Source organism: Aquimarina sp. ERC-38 (assembly GCF_026222555.1).
Lineage (GTDB): Bacteria > Bacteroidota > Bacteroidia > Flavobacteriales > Flavobacteriaceae > Aquimarina.
This window is the reverse complement of the sequence record NZ_CP098511.1, coordinates 224,638-242,805: the sequence shown is the minus strand read 5'-3', so window position 1 is coordinate 242,805 and position 18,168 is coordinate 224,638. Positions and strand designations below refer to the sequence as shown.

General features: G+C 35.6%; 15 protein-coding genes. 6 read left to right on the top strand and 9 right to left on the bottom strand.

Annotated features, from left to right (window positions below):
- Positions 1-11: 11 nt before the first annotated feature.
- The 5 genes from NBT05_RS01115 to NBT05_RS01095 all read right to left on the bottom strand — a co-directional run bounded on the left by NBT05_RS01115 (position 12) and on the right by NBT05_RS01095 (position 5,405).
- A complete protein-coding gene (locus tag NBT05_RS01115; protein WP_265771578.1) occupies positions 12-1,550 on the bottom strand; it encodes a GH3 family domain-containing protein in 1,539 nt (512 codons plus the stop codon).
- A gap of 51 nt (positions 1,551-1,601) precedes the next feature.
- The gene (locus NBT05_RS01110; protein WP_265771577.1) at positions 1,602-2,822 is read right to left on the bottom strand and encodes a Pycsar system effector family protein; all 1,221 of its coding nucleotides are present in this window, start codon (positions 2,820-2,822) and stop codon (positions 1,602-1,604) included.
- A 44-nt stretch (positions 2,823-2,866) separates the two neighbouring features.
- Positions 2,867-3,415 carry a hypothetical protein gene (locus NBT05_RS01105; protein ID WP_265771576.1) on the bottom strand — a complete coding sequence of 183 codons (549 nt, stop codon included), beginning with the start codon at positions 3,413-3,415 and terminating at the stop codon, positions 2,867-2,869.
- A 189-nt stretch (positions 3,416-3,604) separates the two neighbouring features.
- Positions 3,605-4,999: a CotH kinase family protein gene (locus tag NBT05_RS01100; RefSeq protein WP_265771575.1), complete on the bottom strand. Its 1,395-nt coding sequence runs from the start codon at positions 4,997-4,999 to the stop codon at positions 3,605-3,607.
- A gap of 199 nt (positions 5,000-5,198) precedes the next feature.
- Entirely contained in the window at positions 5,199-5,405 is a 207-nt protein-coding gene (locus NBT05_RS01095; RefSeq protein WP_265771574.1) for a DUF433 domain-containing protein, read from the bottom strand.
- A gap of 265 nt (positions 5,406-5,670) precedes the next feature.
- On the opposite strand from NBT05_RS01095, the gene pafA reads away from it, so the two are divergent.
- Together pafA and NBT05_RS01085 are read left to right on the top strand one after the other, a co-directional pair.
- Positions 5,671-7,317 (top strand): alkaline phosphatase PafA, encoded by a 1,647-nt coding sequence (pafA, locus tag NBT05_RS01090; protein ID WP_265771573.1) that lies wholly within the window; start codon positions 5,671-5,673, stop codon positions 7,315-7,317.
- A gap of 5 nt (positions 7,318-7,322) precedes the next feature.
- The gene (locus NBT05_RS01085; protein ID WP_265771572.1) at positions 7,323-8,216 is read left to right on the top strand and encodes a YihY/virulence factor BrkB family protein; all 894 of its coding nucleotides are present in this window, start codon (positions 7,323-7,325) and stop codon (positions 8,214-8,216) included.
- 361 nt (positions 8,217-8,577) lie between these two features.
- On the opposite strand, the gene NBT05_RS01080 is transcribed toward NBT05_RS01085, so the two are convergent.
- From NBT05_RS01080 to NBT05_RS01070, 3 genes are read right to left on the bottom strand one after another with little or no spacing between them, the layout of a single operon-like run.
- A complete protein-coding gene (locus NBT05_RS01080) occupies positions 8,578-10,974 on the bottom strand; it encodes an ABC transporter permease (RefSeq protein WP_265771571.1) in 2,397 nt (798 codons plus the stop codon).
- A 34-nt stretch (positions 10,975-11,008) separates the two neighbouring features.
- Complete coding sequence (locus NBT05_RS01075; protein ID WP_265771570.1) at positions 11,009-11,686, bottom strand: ABC transporter ATP-binding protein; 678 nt, start codon at positions 11,684-11,686, stop codon at positions 11,009-11,011.
- 22 nt (positions 11,687-11,708) lie between these two features.
- On the bottom strand, positions 11,709-12,959 hold the full coding sequence (locus NBT05_RS01070) for an efflux RND transporter periplasmic adaptor subunit (protein WP_265771569.1): 1,251 nt from the start codon (positions 12,957-12,959) through the stop codon (positions 11,709-11,711).
- 204 nt (positions 12,960-13,163) lie between these two features.
- Between NBT05_RS01070 and NBT05_RS01065 the strand changes: the two genes are divergently transcribed.
- The 4 genes from NBT05_RS01065 (at position 13,164) to NBT05_RS01050 (ending at position 17,603) form a co-directional block, all read left to right on the top strand.
- A complete protein-coding gene (locus NBT05_RS01065; RefSeq protein WP_265771568.1) occupies positions 13,164-14,510 on the top strand; it encodes a sigma-54-dependent transcriptional regulator in 1,347 nt (448 codons plus the stop codon).
- Complete coding sequence (locus NBT05_RS01060; protein WP_265771567.1) at positions 14,500-15,846, top strand: sensor histidine kinase; 1,347 nt, start codon at positions 14,500-14,502, stop codon at positions 15,844-15,846. Before NBT05_RS01065 ends, NBT05_RS01060 begins: the two co-directional genes overlap by 11 nt.
- Positions 15,847-15,911: 65 nt before the next feature.
- Positions 15,912-17,024 carry a pentapeptide repeat-containing protein gene (locus NBT05_RS01055; protein WP_265771566.1) on the top strand — a complete coding sequence of 371 codons (1,113 nt, stop codon included), beginning with the start codon at positions 15,912-15,914 and terminating at the stop codon, positions 17,022-17,024.
- A gap of 3 nt (positions 17,025-17,027) precedes the next feature.
- Positions 17,028-17,603, top strand: a complete 576-nt coding sequence (locus NBT05_RS01050; RefSeq protein ID WP_265771565.1) for a nitroreductase — start codon at positions 17,028-17,030, stop codon at positions 17,601-17,603.
- A gap of 67 nt (positions 17,604-17,670) precedes the next feature.
- On the opposite strand, the gene NBT05_RS01045 is transcribed toward NBT05_RS01050, so the two are convergent.
- The gene (locus NBT05_RS01045) at positions 17,671-18,105 is read right to left on the bottom strand and encodes a hypothetical protein (protein WP_265771564.1); all 435 of its coding nucleotides are present in this window, start codon (positions 18,103-18,105) and stop codon (positions 17,671-17,673) included.
- Positions 18,106-18,168 lie beyond the last annotated feature (63 nt).

The window sequence follows — 18,168 nt, the reverse complement described above, 5'->3', positions numbered from 1 at the left end:
GGTTTAATCAATTATACGGAAGCCGAAGAGGTGTACGATTCTGTAAACTCCTTCCATTCTTCAAACTTTTCTTCAGACATGACACGTTCCATTTTTACCTGTCCGCCTTTTTTCTTTTGGGAACCACTCCATTCGTAAAAGGCGTCCGGGTCAATTTTAGTAACCTTTACACCTTTAAGTGCTTTTGATCGGGCAACTTTATAGTTTTTATTAGCGTCTTTAAGGGATTGATCCAAAGCTTCTGCCAATTCTTCATTACTAACCGAAGTTTCCGTACCTAAATACCAGTGATGATAAAACTCTTCGTTAATTCTGGTGGCTGATAAGGTGAATTCCGGGATTTCTATTTTAAATTTCTCTTCAATTTCTCGTAGGGCAGTATTCATTTTATTTACCGAAAGTTGAGAACCTACCACATTTAAAAAGAACTTAGTTCTTCCGGTAATTCTGATTTCCGCTTTTTCTACGTCCGTAAATTCAATGGTATCTCCGATCATATATCGCCAGGCACCGGAAACCGTACTTATAATTAATACATAATCCTGATTTGCTTCAACTTTAGACAAGGGGATAGCCGGAGCATTATCAGTTAAGGAACCGTCGGGATTGATATATTCTGGTTGAAAGGGAACAAATTCAAAATAAATGCCACCATCCGTAATCAATTGCATGGCATCTGAATCCGGATGGGTCTGACAAGCTATAAAACCTTCTGAAGCCAGATAGGTGTCAATGACGGTTATCGGATGTGCCAATAGTTTATTAAAACTCTTCTCATAAGGGGCAAAGGCTACCCCTCCTGAAGTATAGACTGTTAGGTTAGGCCAAATCTCGTGAATGTTGTCTACTTTATGGTAGTCAATTACTTTCTGCATCATTAATTCCATCCAGGACGGAATACCGCTTAGCGCACCAATATCCCAGGTCTTTGCTTTTTCGGCAATACGTTGTACCCGGTCATCCCAGTTATCAATTTTGGCAATATCTTTACCAGGCTTGTAGTAACCTTCGAACCAAAAAGGAATATTACTAGCACTAATACCACTAATTTCCCCTTCGTAATGGTCGTCAATTTCTTTTAAATCGGTAGAACTGCCTAGCATCATAATTTCTTTTTCAAAAAAGGATGCGGGCAGATCAAAATTAGATAAAGCTTCAACCTGTTTGATACCTGCCTGTCGGATGGCTTCGATCATATCGTTAGTTACAGGAATTCTTTTACTTTTCTTTCCGGTGGTACCCGAACTTAACGCAAAATAGTCCGGAATGCCCGGCCAGGTAATATCTTCTTTTCCATCCAGAATATGGTGCCACCATTCTTCAGCAATTTTATGGTAATCAAAATAAGGTACATGCTCCCGAAAGGCCTGTTCCATATCCGGAGCATTTAGAATTTCATTAAAATCATAATGCTTACCGAATTCAGTTCGCGCCGCAGTTTCTAATAATCTCTTTAATACATCTACCTGTGCAGAAACCGGATCAACCGAAGGTGTCAACGCATCTTTAAGATGTATTGCCCCTTTTATTAATGAACCTATAATTGCCATAACTTTTCTGTTATTATAGTATGTTTTTCTAAGTGAAAAGCACCCATTATTTTATTTTGATATAATGATCTCTTCGATGGGTCTAAATTCGGTATTACTAAAAGCAATGATGAACGCTAAAACGGATAATATGATTCCGATCGTGAAAACCACATAAGTAATCTTTAATAATTTGTATTTTTTGTTAAGGACAATGCCTAATAGGTATAAATCCTTGGTTAACATCTCATAAACATAGCTTTTGTCTAATAAAATTTCGTTAATTGCCCATTGGTATTGTTCAAACGGCATCTTATGAAAATTGCCAAAAAACAATAAGTTCACTTCTTTATTTTTTACCTGTTCTTTAGTAAATTCCCCACTTGTTACTTTAGGTTGTGTAGACATGATAGATAATATGACAGAGGCTACACTGAATAAAACCAGAACTAAACTAGGGATCATCAAATGTCGATTAGTAGGGGAGTCCAGTTTAGGAATTAAATTTGCCAGGGCTAGCGAAATAATAATGGCATTTACTGATAAAAGGATATTTGCTTTGGTATCTGCAATATCACTTAACTTAATATGATTACGAAGGGTGACCCTAAATAAGGTTTGAATACCTCTTTCCGGGCTTTCTTCTTTATATTTGGCCTTTAATTTTGCTTTTAGTTCTTCTTTGTCATCCTTCTTCTTGTTCTTCTTTTTCTTTTTTAACAAAGAAACCAAGTGTTCGTTTTTTTTAGGTTCCCAATTCTCTATAGCATACCGGGTATAATATTGATGGCATTCGGTAAACATTTTAATATTTTCAAGACGCCATTCCTTAGGCGAAAACGTGGTAATATCTTGTAGTTTTAATTCTTGTCGTAAAAGTTCGCTTACTTTACTATAATACTCCTTAGCAAAATGTGAACTATCTGCATCTCGGATAATTTCTTCCAATTTAGAAGTGGGTTCACTATCAAACTTAGTAGCCCGTATACATTTGGCTACTTCCTGAATAAAATTCTCGTCTTTTCCTTCTTTTTTTAAAAACTCTGCAGCTATATCGGCGCTAACCTTTTCATGTCCTTGTGCGCCCTGTACATACCCGGTATCGTGAAACCAGGCGGCCACCATTAAAATACACTTTTCATCATCGGTTAATACGGTATGTTCTATAATTTCCTGTGTACTTTCTACCACACGTTGCGTATGTAGAAAATTGTGGTAAAGGTAGGTTCTGGCTAATCTTTCTTTGAATAGCTCAAAAACGTAATTTTCAGACTTTGATAATAACGTACTCATACTAATAATTTGTTTATACTTCTGCGCAAACGTTTATATAATATTTAAGGTGTATTTTCTACGGCAATAGATAAAATTTCGTCTGGGGACAGGTACAATTTTTTAATTCGATCTTTATATTTATCTGAAAGGTCAACGTGTTCCAGGATATACTTCTTAGTTTCCAGAATATAAGGTCGCATTTTGTGGGTTACTGCAAATGTATCTGCAGTACGTTCGGCCTCACGAATATGTTTTCCGGAAAAGTAATAACGTATTCCAAATAAAGTTAAATCCAGACTGCTCCTTTCCCGGTAATCCATAATATGTCCTAATTCATGCCCTAACCAACCGATCAAAACATTTTTTGGAATAGTATTAAAATCTAAAGAAGTTCCGTCTAAAGTAAAATTTCGGCTCATCAGAATGATGTATTTTCTGTTTTTCCGGTTTCTAAATAAGGTAAAAAACTTAGGTTGCGCTTTCATCATGGACTTCCCCAGGGATTCTTTAAATTTAAACTCAATATAAGTTTCCTTTAATTCCGGGTAATGACTTAAAGCCGTTATGGCTTCTTCTTTAATCAGGTTTGGTATTATTTTATTTTTAATCATTCTGTACTGTTGTGAAGCCACACACGTTGACCAACCTACAAGTAAAATAAAATAGATAAGACGGGGCTTTATTTTTAACATAAAATGTGTAGCAAAATAAGCGTTAATTAACATTTTTCCTGTCTTAAATGCAAGAAACTGTGACGCAAATCCTAAGTGTCTCGTTTATAGAAGGTACCTAAAAGCAATCTACAACTCTTTAAAATAAGTGTCAAGATAGGTCAACCGGTCTTTTAGCCATTGTTTCATATAAGCATAAGCCTCAGAATGGGAAATTTCTGTGTTCCAAATGAGTTCTTCACGCTCATAAATTTTTTCTTTTAGAAATTTTTGGTACGTACGATCTATGGTGTTTAATAAGGCGGTTGTCTTCAGTTGTGTAGTTCGTAAACTATCCCACCTGGCTTTAATTTTAGTACGGTATTGGTCAGGGTTGTCTTTTAAAAGCCGATCAAATAGGTTATTTGATAAAATATCGTCTGTAGTTGGGATTTGCTTACCATCCTGGATGGTACCCAGCACGCCGTCCAGATCCCAGGGAACGATAAAATAGGGAGTGTCCTTTTTGTATCTGGCCAGGTAGAAATTCTTCCCTAAGTTATCGGTAGCACGCAATACGTTTACTAAGATAAAATAGTCCATGGCATTAGAAAGGTCTATTTTTTGAGCTATTTTACGATTAAAAGTTTCTACAGGAGCGTCTATCACAAATTTGGTAACATCATATAGATTATCCCAGTAAGATTTATAATCAACTACCGGAAACTCCATGGTATATCCGGCCCAATGCGGAAAAATATTCTTAAATTCGGGAGCTTTTGTAAAGGTAGGAGCTCCTTCATAGCTAGAAGCTTTAAAGAGTTCTCCTTGAATCGTTCCGTTTTCAATATCTTTTAATTGTAAAAGTTTTCTGTCTACCTGTTCGGTTAAAGAGTAGATACCTTTATACTGTTGATTTACAAATACTTCTACATAGGCTGATGTAATCCCACTTTTAGCCTTTGGTTCTTTGTCCAGGTAAGGAAGTTGGTATATTTTAGACCAGAGTTGGTTGCCAAAATGAGAACGGATACGTAAAACTTCGTTGTAAATTCCGTCCAACACCCAATCGTCATCTTTACGCATCTTTAAGAATCGAACGTCTTCTGATACCTTTGTATTATTACTATTTCTAAACTCCAGGTCATAACTCTTTTTTGGAAATTTAAGCGAAATATTACCCCTTAGTTCAACACCTGCTTTCTTCCGGATAACCGTATCTTTTGAAGCAAAGCTTACTTCCATTAATCGTTTTGGTTCGTCTATGATACTGTCTTTACCGTTGATTTGTACAAGTGGATACGTTGTAAAATAGAGAATATACGGCTGCTGCTGATAGGTGATTTGGTAGGACTTTTGCGTAGAAATGCTATCATTAGCGATAAGAATATTTTCTCCATTGCCTAGTTGTAGCTGAATTTTATCGGTACTCGAAGTTTTTTGAGAAGTTGAAATTTGACAGACCATCAGCTTTACTGACTTATCAATACCCATTTTTTCATTAGATATTTGTAGTACTTGTGCCGTAACTTTTGTTATGAACACAAATAGCAAACTAAATAATAGATGTAAAATAATTTTTCTCAAAAGAAGCCTCTTTAAAAATTAGATTGATTTTTTAAAAGTACGAATTTTAGAGGTTAGGTGGTAGTTGTATTCGTTTAGATATATTTAGTACTCTAACGGTTCTTTATTAGCATACCGTACCCAAATTATATAAATAGCTTGTTCTTATATTTGATACCTAATAGGCTAAAAGTTCTATTACCTTTTGAACAGAAGTCTTTTCTACCGTTGGATAGTTATCCAGAAATTCCTGAATGTTATCGCCACCTTGTAGATAGTCAAAAAGTATTTTTATAGGAACCCTGGTATTTTTAAAAACAGGTGTTCCGCCCATAATTTCTGAAGAAACGACAACGTAATCTTTTAAAGCACTTTTTAGATTCATCACCTCTTTTTTATGTTTATATCAAAGATAAGCATTATTCTATTTTACCATTATACTTCTGATAGGTAAGTGAGTATAAAGAAATGAGCTTTACTTTTAATTTAGCCCTTAATTCGTTTTAACCTGAAATCATTTATAAAACAGTAGTTTTAAGAGAACCTTCAATAGAAAATACAGGTAAAATAATAAATGGGTTCATATCTCATAGGAATGTAGTACATAGGAATATAAAATTATACTACCTTCACTTTGTTTAGATAACTTTATGAAACGATTCTTTTTTCTTGTACTATTTCTCGTGGCTATTTCTGCTTTTTGTCAGTCGTATGAAAGTCGTCAGACAACAGAATCGCCAGCATTGGTAGTAGGAATCGTAGTAGATCAGATGCGTTTTGATTACTTGTCTAAATTTTACCCTAACTTCTCTGAAGGTGGGTTTAAAAGATTAATGACTACCGGAGCTTTTTTCAAAAATCACCATATTAATTATGTGCCAACGGTCACTGCTGCAGGTCATGCTTCTATTTATACCGGATGTGGCCCCGGGGTACACGGAATTATCGGTAACGCCTGGTATGACCGAACTACTGGTGAAAAAATATATTGCGTACATAATGATCAGGTAAACCCGGTGGGAACCACCAGTCCGTCCGGTAGAAAATCACCACTTCACCTACAAGTGTCTACGATATCCGATCAATTGAAATTAGCTACCCAAAATAAGAGTAAAGTAATTAGTATTGCTTTAAAAGATCGTGCTGCTATTTTATCCGGGGGATTTAAGGCGGATGCCAGCTATTGGTTTCAAGCCAAAACCTATGGAAAATGGATTACTTCTTCTTATTACCAGGAAAAACTGCCGAAATGGGTGCTGGAATTTAACGAAAGAAAAAATATAAACAGTTATCTAAAAGCATGGGAACCGCTATATCCTTTAGCCACCTATCTAAATACAACTACCTCTCACAACGCTTTTGAAAGGGGGTTTATAGGAAAGAATACTAAAGATTTTCCTTATGCTATTGATTCCTTAGCGGCAACTAACCAGTTTTATTCCATATTAAGAGGGACGCCTCATGGGAATACCATGACTTTTGATTTTGTAAAAAAAGCAATTCAGGAGGAAGCTTTGGGTAAGGATTCAGTAGTTGATTTTTTGATGCTTAGTTGTTCGGCAACGGATTATATCGGTCATAATTTTGGGGTGGATTCCGTAGAATTAGAAGATACGTATTATCGATTAGATAAAGATTTGGCAGATTTTCTACAATATCTAGATAAAGAAGTAGGTAAGGGGCGTTATCTTTTGTTCCTGACTTCCGATCATGGTGCTGGTCATGTTTCCGGGTACTTACGATCCCAAAAAATTCCTGCTTCTTACTTTAAACAAGCTACGTACCGTAATGCTCTTTCGGCTTATCTAAAAAAAAAGTATCAAATAGAAAAACCAGTACTTTCCATCACCAACCAACAAATATATTTGAATACTAAAGAGTTTGTTCAAAAGAAATTAGAATTAAAGGATATACGGAAGGAAGTAGCATTCTGGTTACGTAAAAAACCGGGGATAGAACAAGTTTTTACTAAGGAACAAATAGAGAATAGAAAGTTTTACAATGGAATGCATTCTAAAATAAAACAGGGGTATCATTCTAAGCGAAGCGGCGATATTGTATATGTTTTACCCTCATATTCAGTAGCTTATTCTAGAACAGGTTCAGCACACGGTAGTGGATATACCTATGATTCGCACATACCTCTATTGTTTTATGGTAGTCTAGTCTCTCCGAAGATTTATGATACGCCTTCGTATGCTACGGATGTTGCAACTACGCTTGCTGCTCTTTTAGGAATTGCGTTACCAGACGGTGCAACTGGGGAAGTATTACCTGTTACAGAAAATTTAAAATAAACTCAATGAAATCAGAGCCAAATAAGACACAGAGAATGTGGGCAATTGTTAAGGAAACCTACACCAAATGGATGGATAGTGATCCGTTTCAATTAAGTGCGGCGGTAAGTTATTATGCACTTTTTTCCTTTCCGGCATTAGTCATTATCGTTATTCAAACCGTAAGTATATTTTATTCCCGTGCTGAAGTTCAGGATCGGGTGATGAAAGAAATCACTTCTATTCTAGGAGAGGATTCTGCCAGTACGATTAAGGATATTATAGAAAATGCAATCAGCCAGGATCAGTCCTATATTGCTATTGCCGTCGGGATTGCTACTTTACTTTATGGAGCTACCGGTATGTTTGTAGCTTTACAAAAGTCCTTAAATGCTATCTGGGGGGTCAAACCCAAACCTAAAAACGAATATTTAAAAATGTTGAGAGACCGTATTTTTTCTTTGGGATTAATTCTGGTAATTGGATTTCTACTTTTAATATCTCTAGTCCTAACCGCGGTTATTACTGCTTTGGTCGGTTGGATAGAATATTACCTTCCTGATTTTATGGTGGAGGTTATTCAACTGATTAATTTCTTTATTTCATTAGGCTTAATCACCATACTGTTTGCTTTAATTTTTAAATATTTACCCGACGTTAAAATTCGGTGGAATTCGGTATGGGTAGGTGCTTTTGTAACTTCCGTACTTTTTGTTTTAGGTAAATCTGCACTAGGAATCTATTTTGGTCAGATGGATCCAGGGTCTTCTTTTGGGGCAGCGGGATCTGTTATATTAATATTGTTGTGGGTATCGTATTCCAGTATCATCTTGTTTTTTGGGGCAACTTTTACCCAGGTATATGCCGCTCATTATGGTATAGGAATCAAACCCGCGTCTTATGCAGAGCGGGTAGATTAAGTACATATTTTGAATCAAAATATATGATAGAGGCTCTAATTTAAAACAGCATAGATAATTCTATTCATATAAATTAATCCCATCCCTAGCCCTTCCTTAAGGGAAGGTAGTTGAAAGTCCTTTCCTTTGGGAAGGATTTAGGATAGGATAGCTAGCTGTAAATAAAATAGTTGGGTCAATTTAACATGCCAACGCTACTGTAAACTAAAGCCATAACAGATTTTATATATCTAAGAGTAAGAAGGTATAATCCAGTGCATACTCTAGATAGCTACTAAAATACATGATGGTAATATCAGTTATAAAATCAATAATAACCTTACAGAGATGAAGTAGTATACCTATCATTTGAGAAAACGAATCATTCATCTTGAAGACTGTTTACCGGATTAGAAGTGGCAGCTTTTATCGCCTGAAAGCTTACCGTAGTTAAGGTAATAAAGACCGCTCCCATAATGGCAATAATAAAAATCCAGGGTTGAATTTCCGTACGATAGGTATAATTCTGCAACCAACTATGCATGGTTAAGTAAGAAAGCGGGATAGCAATTAAACAAGAAATTAAAATCAGTATAACAAATTCCTTCGATAACATTCTCCAAAGACTAAATACAGATGCTCCCAGTACTTTACGGATACCAATTTCTTTACTACGCTGTTCTGCAATAAAAGAAGCTAAACCAAACAGTCCTAAACAACTAATGATAATTGCTAAAATAGTAGCTAATCCAGCTAACTTGGCTACTTTCTCTTCAGATTCAAACTTTTCAGCATATTCCTGGTCTACAAAATCATATTGAAAAGGAAGACTGGGAAAATGTTTTTTATATACACTTTCAATTGTTGCCAAATTTTCTTTGGTAGTATGATCAGGGTTTAATTTTAAGTTATAAAAATTAGGATCATCTTCTTTGTTGTATATAAAAAGCGTTTGTTTAATGGGTTCATAAGGAGACTGCATTAATACGTCATTTACTACACCGATAATTTTATACCTTCGTTTACTTTTTGGATTACTGCCCTTGATGATTTCGCCTATAGGATCTTTTAAATTCATATAAGTAACGGCGGTTTGATTAATGAGTACTGCAGCAGTATCTGTAGCGAATTTTTTGTCAAAATCACGTCCTTGAATAACTTTAAGTCCTAGTGTTTTTACAAAATCAAAAGATACCCTTGAAACTGCAAAATCTTCCTGAAAACCGTCCGGTTTTGTAGACCAGGTAAATCCACCCCAGTTATTCCAAACACCCGTCATAGGACTAGTGGATGAAGCCATATTAATAATAGCACCTGACTTAAGAAATTCATTTCTGATTAAATTATATTTACCTACAAAATCTGATCCTAGGGTTGGAATTTGAATCACTCCGGCGTTATCATATCCCGTAGATCGGTTTTTAGTATGAATTACCTGGTGTAAAACGATTGCAGTACCGATAATAAGCGAAACAGAAATCACAAACTGGGAAATAACCAGTATCTTTCTGGGGAGGGCAGCCTTTTTACCCGCTTTAAAAGAACCTTTTAACACCTTGACTGGTTGAAAAGAGGATAAATAGAGAGCGGGATAGCTTCCGGATAATACCGCAGTAATTAATACACAAGTAAAAGCTATCAACCAAAAAATCGGGTTACCCCATGGAAACTCAATTTGGGTGGCTGCAATTTTATTAAACCCTTCCAAGGAGACTAATACTAGTATAATGGAAGTTATAAAAGAGATACAAACAATCAGTAGAGATTCGCTTAAAAACTGTCGTATTACTTGATTTCGGGTAGAACCAATAGCCTTACGAACCCCCACTTCTTTTGCTCTTTTTTCAGACCGGGCTGTACTGAGGTTCATAAAATTAATACAGGCCAGGAGCAAAACAAAAAAACCAATGATTGCGAATAACCATACGTATTCAATACGTCCTCCTGATGGATATCCATCTTTAAATTCAGATCGTAGATACCAATTCTCCATTGGGAATAAAAACATTTCAGGGTTGTATTGCTTTTCTTTATCCGCAAGGTCTTTTTTTACATGTAGGATAGTAGCTGTAACGGCATCAAAGGTTGTTTGATCATTAATTTGCACAAAACATTGAAACGAATTGTCACCCCAGTGATCTTTTACCTTATTTACCCATTCGTACATTGTAACATATTTTTCCCATGAAAAAATAAAATTCATATCATCTAGAGAATTGTTACCAGGTATATTTTTATAAACCCCGGTAACTTCCATGTCATGAGTATTATCAATTTTAATTATTTTGCCTAGGGCGGATTTTTCACCAAAGAGTGCCTTTGCGGTAGATTGTGATAATAAGATCCAGTTTAATTTTTTTAAACCAGTCAAATCACCTTCGATAATTTCTAATGAAAACATCTCCGGTCCTTCTGCCTGCATGGCATTACCAGTCTCTGATATATGCGTGTCGTTATAGCTTAAATAATATTGTCCCGTCCATGACGACATGACAATATGTTTAAACTGATCTTGATACTTATCCTTTAACGCGAATTCAATAGGCCTAGGCATTGCATTTCCAGAGTCTGTATTACCATTAAAAGTTTGCCGTTGATATACCTGGGCAATACGGTCTTTATTTTTAAAGAAATTATTGTATGAAAACTGGTTGTAAATCCATAAGGAAATTAAAATAGTTACCGCCATACCCAGGGCAAGTCCGAAAATATTTATAAAAGAATAAGCTTTGTTTTTTAATAAGGTTCTCCAGGCAATTTTGATATAATTTAGAAACATAAAGGTTCGTTTTTACTGATTAAAAGAAGTATGGTTAAGCTAGAATATTTTCGGTTATTTTTTGTCCGTCCAGCATTCGGATAATGCGGTGTCCGTATTTTGCATCCTGTTCGCTATGAGTAACCATAATGATGGTAGTACCCTGATCATTAAGCTCTGTTAGTAATTGCATCACTTCGCTCCCATTCGTGCTATCTAGGTTTCCGGTAGGTTCATCAGCCAGGATTAAGGATGGGTTATTTACTACTGCCCTTGCTACTGCTACCCGTTGTTGTTGCCCCCCGGATAGTTGTTGCGGGTAATGGTTTCTACGGTGCATTAACTGCATTTTTTCCAACAGCTCTTCTACACGTGTCTTACGTTCCGCAGATTTTACGCCTAAATAGAGTAGGGGGAGTTCTACGTTTTCATAAACCGTTAATTCGTCAATCAGGTTAAAACTCTGAAAAATAAAACCTACATGTTCCTTTCTTAAGTTTGCCCTCTTTCGTTCTTTATATTGGGTTACATCCAGGTCTTTAAAGATAAAACTACCTCCGTCCGGGTCGTCCAGAAGCCCTAAAATATTTAATAAGGTAGATTTACCACAACCTGAAGGCCCCATGATGGTTACAAATTCTCCCTTTTTAATATCAAACGAAATCTTATTTAAGGCTACCGTTTGAATTTCTTCGGTTTTGTAAAACTTTTCTAAATTTTTAATTTGTATCATAAGTATCAATTTTGATTGAATTTTATTGTAATATAATTTCTTCGATATTCGTATAGGCGTCGTAGCTTGAAGTAATTACTTTATCCCCTTCGGATAATCCTTTTAAAACTTCATAATAATTACTATTTTGACTCCCTAGTTGCATATCTATTTTATATGCTTTGGTTTGCTCCTCATTTAGTTTAAATATCCAGTTACCTCCGGTTTTTTGAAAGAAGCCACCCTTATCCACAATTAAACTTTGCTTTTCATCGTTTAAGGATATTTTTAATTGAATCGATTGCCCTCTTCGTATTCCCTCCGGAATGGTATTGCTAAAAGTCATGTCTACCTCAAACCTTCCGTTCACTACTTGCGTATATACCTTTTTAATTACCAGCGGGTATTCTTTACCGTTCTTTTCGTACGTTGCCTGTTGACCGGTATATATTCTATTAATATAGTATTCGTCAATAGCAGTTCTTACTTTAAAACCGTTCAAAACATCCACTTGCCCCAACCGATCTCCTTTTAATTTGGATTCACCTACCTCTGCGTCTAGAGAAGTAAGCTGTCCGTCTACCGGAGCTCTCACCGTCAAATCACTGACTTTTCTTTGCATTAGTTCTAATGCATTCCGGGTACGGGTATATGAATTTTTAGCTTGCCTGGTTTCCTGCATGGTCGCTATAGAGTCCTGTATGAGGACTTCCTTTACCAGGCGTATTCTTTCTTTTTGATACGTATACGCATTTTCTGATGCCAGGAAGTCCTGCCGGGCAATTACTCCCTTTTTCAACAGCTTTTTATTGAGTTCATATTCCCTTTTTGCCTCTCTATAAGCATTGTCCACATCTGTTTTTTGATTTAAACGGTTGATCGTATTCTGGCGGGCAGCGTTTTGAGATATTTGCATCTGTGTCAGTAAGTTGTAAACAGAAGTTTCCTGGTTGATCAAACTTAACTCAAGATCGGTATTAGATAATTGTAAAATAGGGGTTCCCTTTTTTAGAATCGCTCCATCCTCCACAAAAATTTCTTCGACCCGTCCGCCTTCCAATGCATCTAGATAAATAGTAGTAAGGGGTAAAATACTACCACTCGCGGTAATATTTTCCTGAAATTTTCCATGTTGTACTTCACTAATAATAATACGATCCCTGTCAATTTTTAGCGTATTTTTTCCTTGGGCTGCCCTCATTGTTAGAATGATAGCTGTCACCATTCCTAAAACCCCTAAGGCAATTAAAATGCGGGTTTTATTTATTTTCTTCTTTTGAATAGGAATATCCATGAGTTGTATTTCATTTGAAAACCTACTTAGCATAGTCATGCCAAAATTATAAATTATTTATTTTTAGATAAATAGCTTTTAAGTACTTCTATTCAGTGTTCGGTTTTGATACAAAGCTTGTTCGGTTTTATAACAACTTTTTAGATCGGAGGATTTAATTGGAATCAATTTTTTGAAAGCCTTCGATAAGTTGTATTATTGTACATGCTTCTAAAAAACACCCGAATATTAGTAGTTGATGATGATCAAGATATATTGCTCGCTATGAGACTTTACCTTAGGTTAAAAGTCAAAGAAGTCATTATTGAGAAAAATCCCAATCAAATCCTAAACCACCTGGATACTTATAAATTGGATCTAGTTATCCTGGATATGAACTACAATGGGTTGATCCATACGGGGAATGAAGGCTTATTTTGGTTAACAAAAATCAAACAAAAAAATCCGAAAATTGAAGTCTTATTAATTACGGCATATGCAGATATAGAATTGGCGATACGTTCGTTAAAAAAAGGAGCTTCGGATTTTTTAGTTAAACCCTGGAAAAACGAAAAATTACTGACTGCCATTGAAGAAGTATTAAATTCTAAAAATAGAAAAAAGCCTAAAGAACATCTTTCAAAAATAGAAGGAACCCAAATTATAGGGAAGTCTCCGGTGATGCAAACTGTTTTTACCAAAGTAGAAAAAATAGCACCTACCGATGCAAATGTTTTATTACTAGGAGAAAACGGTACTGGAAAAGACCTATTAGCCAAAGCCATTCACGAAAATTCCTTACGGAAAGATATGCCTTTTGTTAAAGTAGATGTAGGGGCGCTATCTGATACTTTATTTGAAAGTGAACTCTTTGGGTATAAAAAAGGCGCTTTTACGGATGCAAAAGAGGATAGGGCAGGCCGGTTTGAAGCTGCTCACGGTGGTACCTTATTTCTGGATGAAATAGGTAATATCAACCTTCCGCAACAAGCCCGATTATTAACGGTGCTTCAAAACAGAAGGGTGACACCATTGGGTTCTAATAAGTCCATTCCTATTGATATTCGCCTGATTACGGCTACCAATGTTTCATTAAATTCGCTAGCTGATGAGCAAAATTTTAGAAAAGATTTAATTTACCGTATCAATACGGTAGAAATTATAGTACCGCCTTTACGGGATCGAAAAGAAGATATTGTAGGGTTAGCAAAACATTTTAGCGCTCAATACGCTGAAAAGTATATGAAATCTGAAATAAGGCTTACCGATGAATTTTTAGAAACCCTTACCCATTATAATTTTCCGGGAAATGTTCGGGAATTGCAGTATGCCCTGGAACGTGCAGTCATTATGTCTGATAACGGAATTCTAACAAAAGAAGACGCGGTTTTTTCACCAATTGAAAGCCAAAGTCAGCCGGATACTAGTACGGAAACCAATTTAGAACTCATTGAAAAGAATACGATCTTAAGGGTAATCGAAAAAAACCAGGGTAATATTTCTCAATCAGCAAAAGAACTGGGACTTACCCGAACGGCTTTGTACAGAAGAATGGCTAAACATGGGATTTAAAAGGTATCAGGTTGCCATAGGGATTCGGGTTACTTTACTTCTGGGGAGTTTACTGGTTGTTGCCTTTTGTATAGCCTTCCAAAAATATAATTATCTGGCTATCTCCATACCGATTGCTATTTTTCTGTATTATTTTCTATATCGCTACCATACCAAGCGATTCGAAATTATTGAAGATTTTTTTGAATCTGTCCGGTACCGGGATTTTTCCAGGTGGTTTAATGAAAACAATAGACAAAAAGATATTCGAATATTACACAAAGGTTTTAACGAAGTAAATCGAACCATTAAAGAAATCAATTCAGAAAAAGAAGCACAATACCTTTACCTAAAAGAAATATTGGAGTTAGTGGATACCGGGATCGTTGCCTTTAACCAAAATACGCTGGATATTTTATGGATGAACCATTCTTTAAATAAAATTTTGGATATCCCCCAAATTAAAAACTTAGGTTTTGTACAAAAGCGAAAAAAGTATATTTATAAAGAAATTTTTGAAAAAGACCATACCAAACGAAATACGGTAACCATTGATACAGGAACGAGAAGTATTCAGTTATTAGTTTCAAGTTCCAGTTTTAAAATTAATGAAGTTTCTTTTAAAATTATAGCACTGCAAAATATTGAACATGCATTAGATACCAAAGAATCAGAAGCCTGGCGAAAATTATTAAGCGTAATGACCCATGAAATTATGAATTCTATTGCCCCCATAGCTTCTTTATCCGAAACCATGCAAGATATGATCCGTAAAAAAAGAGAACAAATTAGCTCACATGATATCTTACCTGATTTAGAAATAGCATTGGAAAGTATTAGAACCCGGAGTGAAGGATTGATGCAATTCGCTAAAACTTACCGTAGTCTTAACAAATCCATACAACTTTCGTTAACTAAAATTTATATTCAAGATCTTTTTACTTCTCTCATCAATTTGTTGGAACCTACCTTAAAGAAAAAAGAAATTCAACTGATAACTGAAATTGCACATCCTAAATTAGACGCTTTGATCGATCGATATTTAATCGAACAGGTGCTAATTAATATTATTCTAAATGCGGTAGAAGCCCGGACAGATACCCCGGATTTTAGGATTCATTTAACTGCAAAAAGACAGGCAGATGATAAGGTGAGTATAGTCATTTCGGATAACGGAAAAGGAATCTCTGACGAAATCCTGGAAAGTATTTTTATTCCTTTTTTTACTACCAAAAAAACCGGAAGCGGCATAGGTTTAAGTTTAAGTAAACAGATCATGACTTTACATCGCGGTTCCATACAAATAAGTGCAAATAAGCCTAAAGGAACTACGGTAAACTTACTTTTTCCCATGTAGTATGTTGTTTTCTTTGGTAAGAAGTAATATCTTCATAAGCTTATAATAACCCCAAATAAAAAACCATGAGCGAGCAAGAATATATTCAACAATTAGAAGCCGAAAAAGAACAGTTACAAAAACGATTAAATAAACTTCAAGCAAAAAAAGAAAAACGAAAAGGGTTTTGGGCCTGGTTGCTACGAAAATCCAGCACCCCCTTATTAGGTGTGAAGTTAAAAGATAGTATTCAAAAAGCCATACAGGAATATAAGGTTAAAAAAAGTGTTTCAGTAGATACGGTATCTGAGGTGTCTTCAAATGTGATCTGGCGTATTACCAGAATCGGAATTTTTTCGATTATTCTGGCCATTATACCTTCCTTAATTTTGATCACGCAGACCTGGCTGGTTATGAATCAAAACGAATTGGTTAGTAACCAGAATCAACTAATTGCCGCAGAGCGTAAATCCTCTTTAGTATTTGTAATGGATAACCTATTATCAGATTTAAGCGACGAGTTAAAATATAAACCTACGGATCGTAATATCAGCCCGGTACTGGAGTCAAGGTTTGCCGGGTTGTCCCGGGCTATGAAGCCTTACGCAGATGAGAATAATGAAGAGCAGGGATTGATTAGCAATGAAAAAGGCCAATTATTATACAGCCTGGTTCAAAGTAATTTAGGGAAACAATCACTGGCAGATATCTTAAACAACTCCGATTTTGATTATACCTATTTTAAAGATGTCTACGTTGGTAGGGGGGCATACTTAAAATATGCTAAATTAAACCATGCCGTATTTTCAGGAGCGCAATTGGCCGCTGCCAACCTGGAAGGAAGTGAGTTGAAAGAAGCGAGGTTACATAAAGTGAACCTATCGGATGCCAACTTAAAAAAAGCTGATTTTAGTAGGGCGGTCTTAACCAATGCAGAATTAATGAGCGCAGATTTAACCTTTGCTAATTTATCCGGAGCTGATTTAACAAATGCTGACCTATCAGAAAGTATCCTATGGAAATCTAATTTAATGCATGCTAATCTGACTAATGTCAAATTAGATAATGCTATTGTAGACCGAAAGGATTGGTTACGAGTACTTTCGGATTCTTTAGAAGTAAAAGGTGCAGATCGATTAATTGATTTGTATAAAGTAAAAAAACAAACTGAAAAACAATATATTTTAAAATTAAAATAGTTCATGCAACATCAGAATATTGAAGATATTATAAAGAGTAGGAGGTCAGTATTTCCTCCACAATTTACAGATCAAAAGATTTCTAAAGAAGTTATACAACAAATTTTAGAAAGTGCCAATTGGGCACCAACACATAAAAAAACCGAACCCTGGCGTTTTAAAGTTATCCGAAATCAACAACGGGAAAAATTTGGTGATTTTCTGGTAGAAGCCTATCAAAAAATTACAGATCCTGATAAGGTAAAAGAATTTAAAAAGAAAAAAATTAGGGAGAATTGTCAAAATTCACAAGCAATCGTTGCTATTTGTATGCAAAGAGATCCTAAAGAACGCATACCAGAATGGGAGGAAGTAGCTGCTACGGCTATGGCGGTACAAAATTTATGGTTGACTAGTCATTCATTAGGAATTGGTGGGTATTGGAGCAGTCCCGGAATGATTTCAGAGGCAGGCAATTTCTTTAATTTGGCCGAAGGCGAAAAATGTCTTGGATTCTTTTTTATGGGATATTATGACCCAAGTACCGAATTAAATAATGAGCGAGGAAATATGAATGACAAACTAGTCTGGATGGAATAGAAAAAAGCTGTTTGAAAGAGTTATATTCACTTATCAAACAGCTTTTACCATTTTTTAATACTATCGTTTATTGATCGTTATCATCAATTGCTTCTTCTACTTTTTCCTTAGCATTTTTAACAGCATTACCTGCTTTGTCAAGGGCTTTATCTGCCTTGTCCAAAGCATTTTCGCCAGCGTTTTCAATAGCCTCACCAGCTTCATTTACTGCTTCACCAGCTTCGTCAATTGCATTTCCTGCTGCATCCTTTGTATTCTCTAAAGCTTCTCCGGCAGCATCTTTTGTATTTTCTAAAGCTTCACCCGCGTTATCCGCAGCTGATTCTAAAGCGTCACTAGCATTATCCGCTGCATTTTCAATAGCTTCTCCTGCGTTCTCTGTAGCATTTTCAATAGCCTCACCTGCATTACCTAAAGCATCTTCTGCTTTCTTAGTATCCTTACAAGAATAAACAGAAAGTGTCAACGTTAGAGCAATAGCTCCTAAAAATAATTTTTTCATAATGATTAATTAGTTATTCAAATTTTAAACACGAAGATAGTACAGCTTTATTCCTATCTGGGT

What these genes read in the sequence shown, in the direction of transcription:
- NBT05_RS01065 (WP_265771568.1), top strand. Translation starts at nt 13,164, where the DNA reads ATGCTTCTAAAAAACACCCGAATATTAGTAGTTGATGATGATCAAGAT.
- NBT05_RS01110 (WP_265771577.1), bottom strand. Translation starts at nt 2,822, where the DNA reads ATGAGTACGTTATTATCAAAGTCTGAAAATTACGTTTTTGAGCTATTC.
- NBT05_RS01085 (WP_265771572.1), top strand. Translation starts at nt 7,323, where the DNA reads ATGAAATCAGAGCCAAATAAGACACAGAGAATGTGGGCAATTGTTAAG.
- NBT05_RS01055 (WP_265771566.1), top strand. Translation starts at nt 15,912, where the DNA reads ATGAGCGAGCAAGAATATATTCAACAATTAGAAGCCGAAAAAGAACAG.
- NBT05_RS01105 (WP_265771576.1), bottom strand. Translation starts at nt 3,415, where the DNA reads ATGATTAAAAATAAAATAATACCAAACCTGATTAAAGAAGAAGCCATA.
- NBT05_RS01095 (WP_265771574.1), bottom strand. Translation starts at nt 5,405, where the DNA reads ATGAATCTAAAAAGTGCTTTAAAAGATTACGTTGTCGTTTCTTCAGAA.
- pafA (WP_265771573.1), top strand. Translation starts at nt 5,671, where the DNA reads ATGAAACGATTCTTTTTTCTTGTACTATTTCTCGTGGCTATTTCTGCT.
- NBT05_RS01045 (WP_265771564.1), bottom strand. Translation starts at nt 18,105, where the DNA reads ATGAAAAAATTATTTTTAGGAGCTATTGCTCTAACGTTGACACTTTCT.
- NBT05_RS01070 (WP_265771569.1), bottom strand. Translation starts at nt 12,959, where the DNA reads ATGGATATTCCTATTCAAAAGAAGAAAATAAATAAAACCCGCATTTTA.
- NBT05_RS01060 (WP_265771567.1), top strand. Translation starts at nt 14,500, where the DNA reads ATGGGATTTAAAAGGTATCAGGTTGCCATAGGGATTCGGGTTACTTTA.
- NBT05_RS01080 (WP_265771571.1), bottom strand. Translation starts at nt 10,974, where the DNA reads ATGTTTCTAAATTATATCAAAATTGCCTGGAGAACCTTATTAAAAAAC.
- NBT05_RS01115 (WP_265771578.1), bottom strand. Translation starts at nt 1,550, where the DNA reads ATGGCAATTATAGGTTCATTAATAAAAGGGGCAATACATCTTAAAGAT.
- NBT05_RS01050 (WP_265771565.1), top strand. Translation starts at nt 17,028, where the DNA reads ATGCAACATCAGAATATTGAAGATATTATAAAGAGTAGGAGGTCAGTA.
- NBT05_RS01075 (WP_265771570.1), bottom strand. Translation starts at nt 11,686, where the DNA reads ATGATACAAATTAAAAATTTAGAAAAGTTTTACAAAACCGAAGAAATT.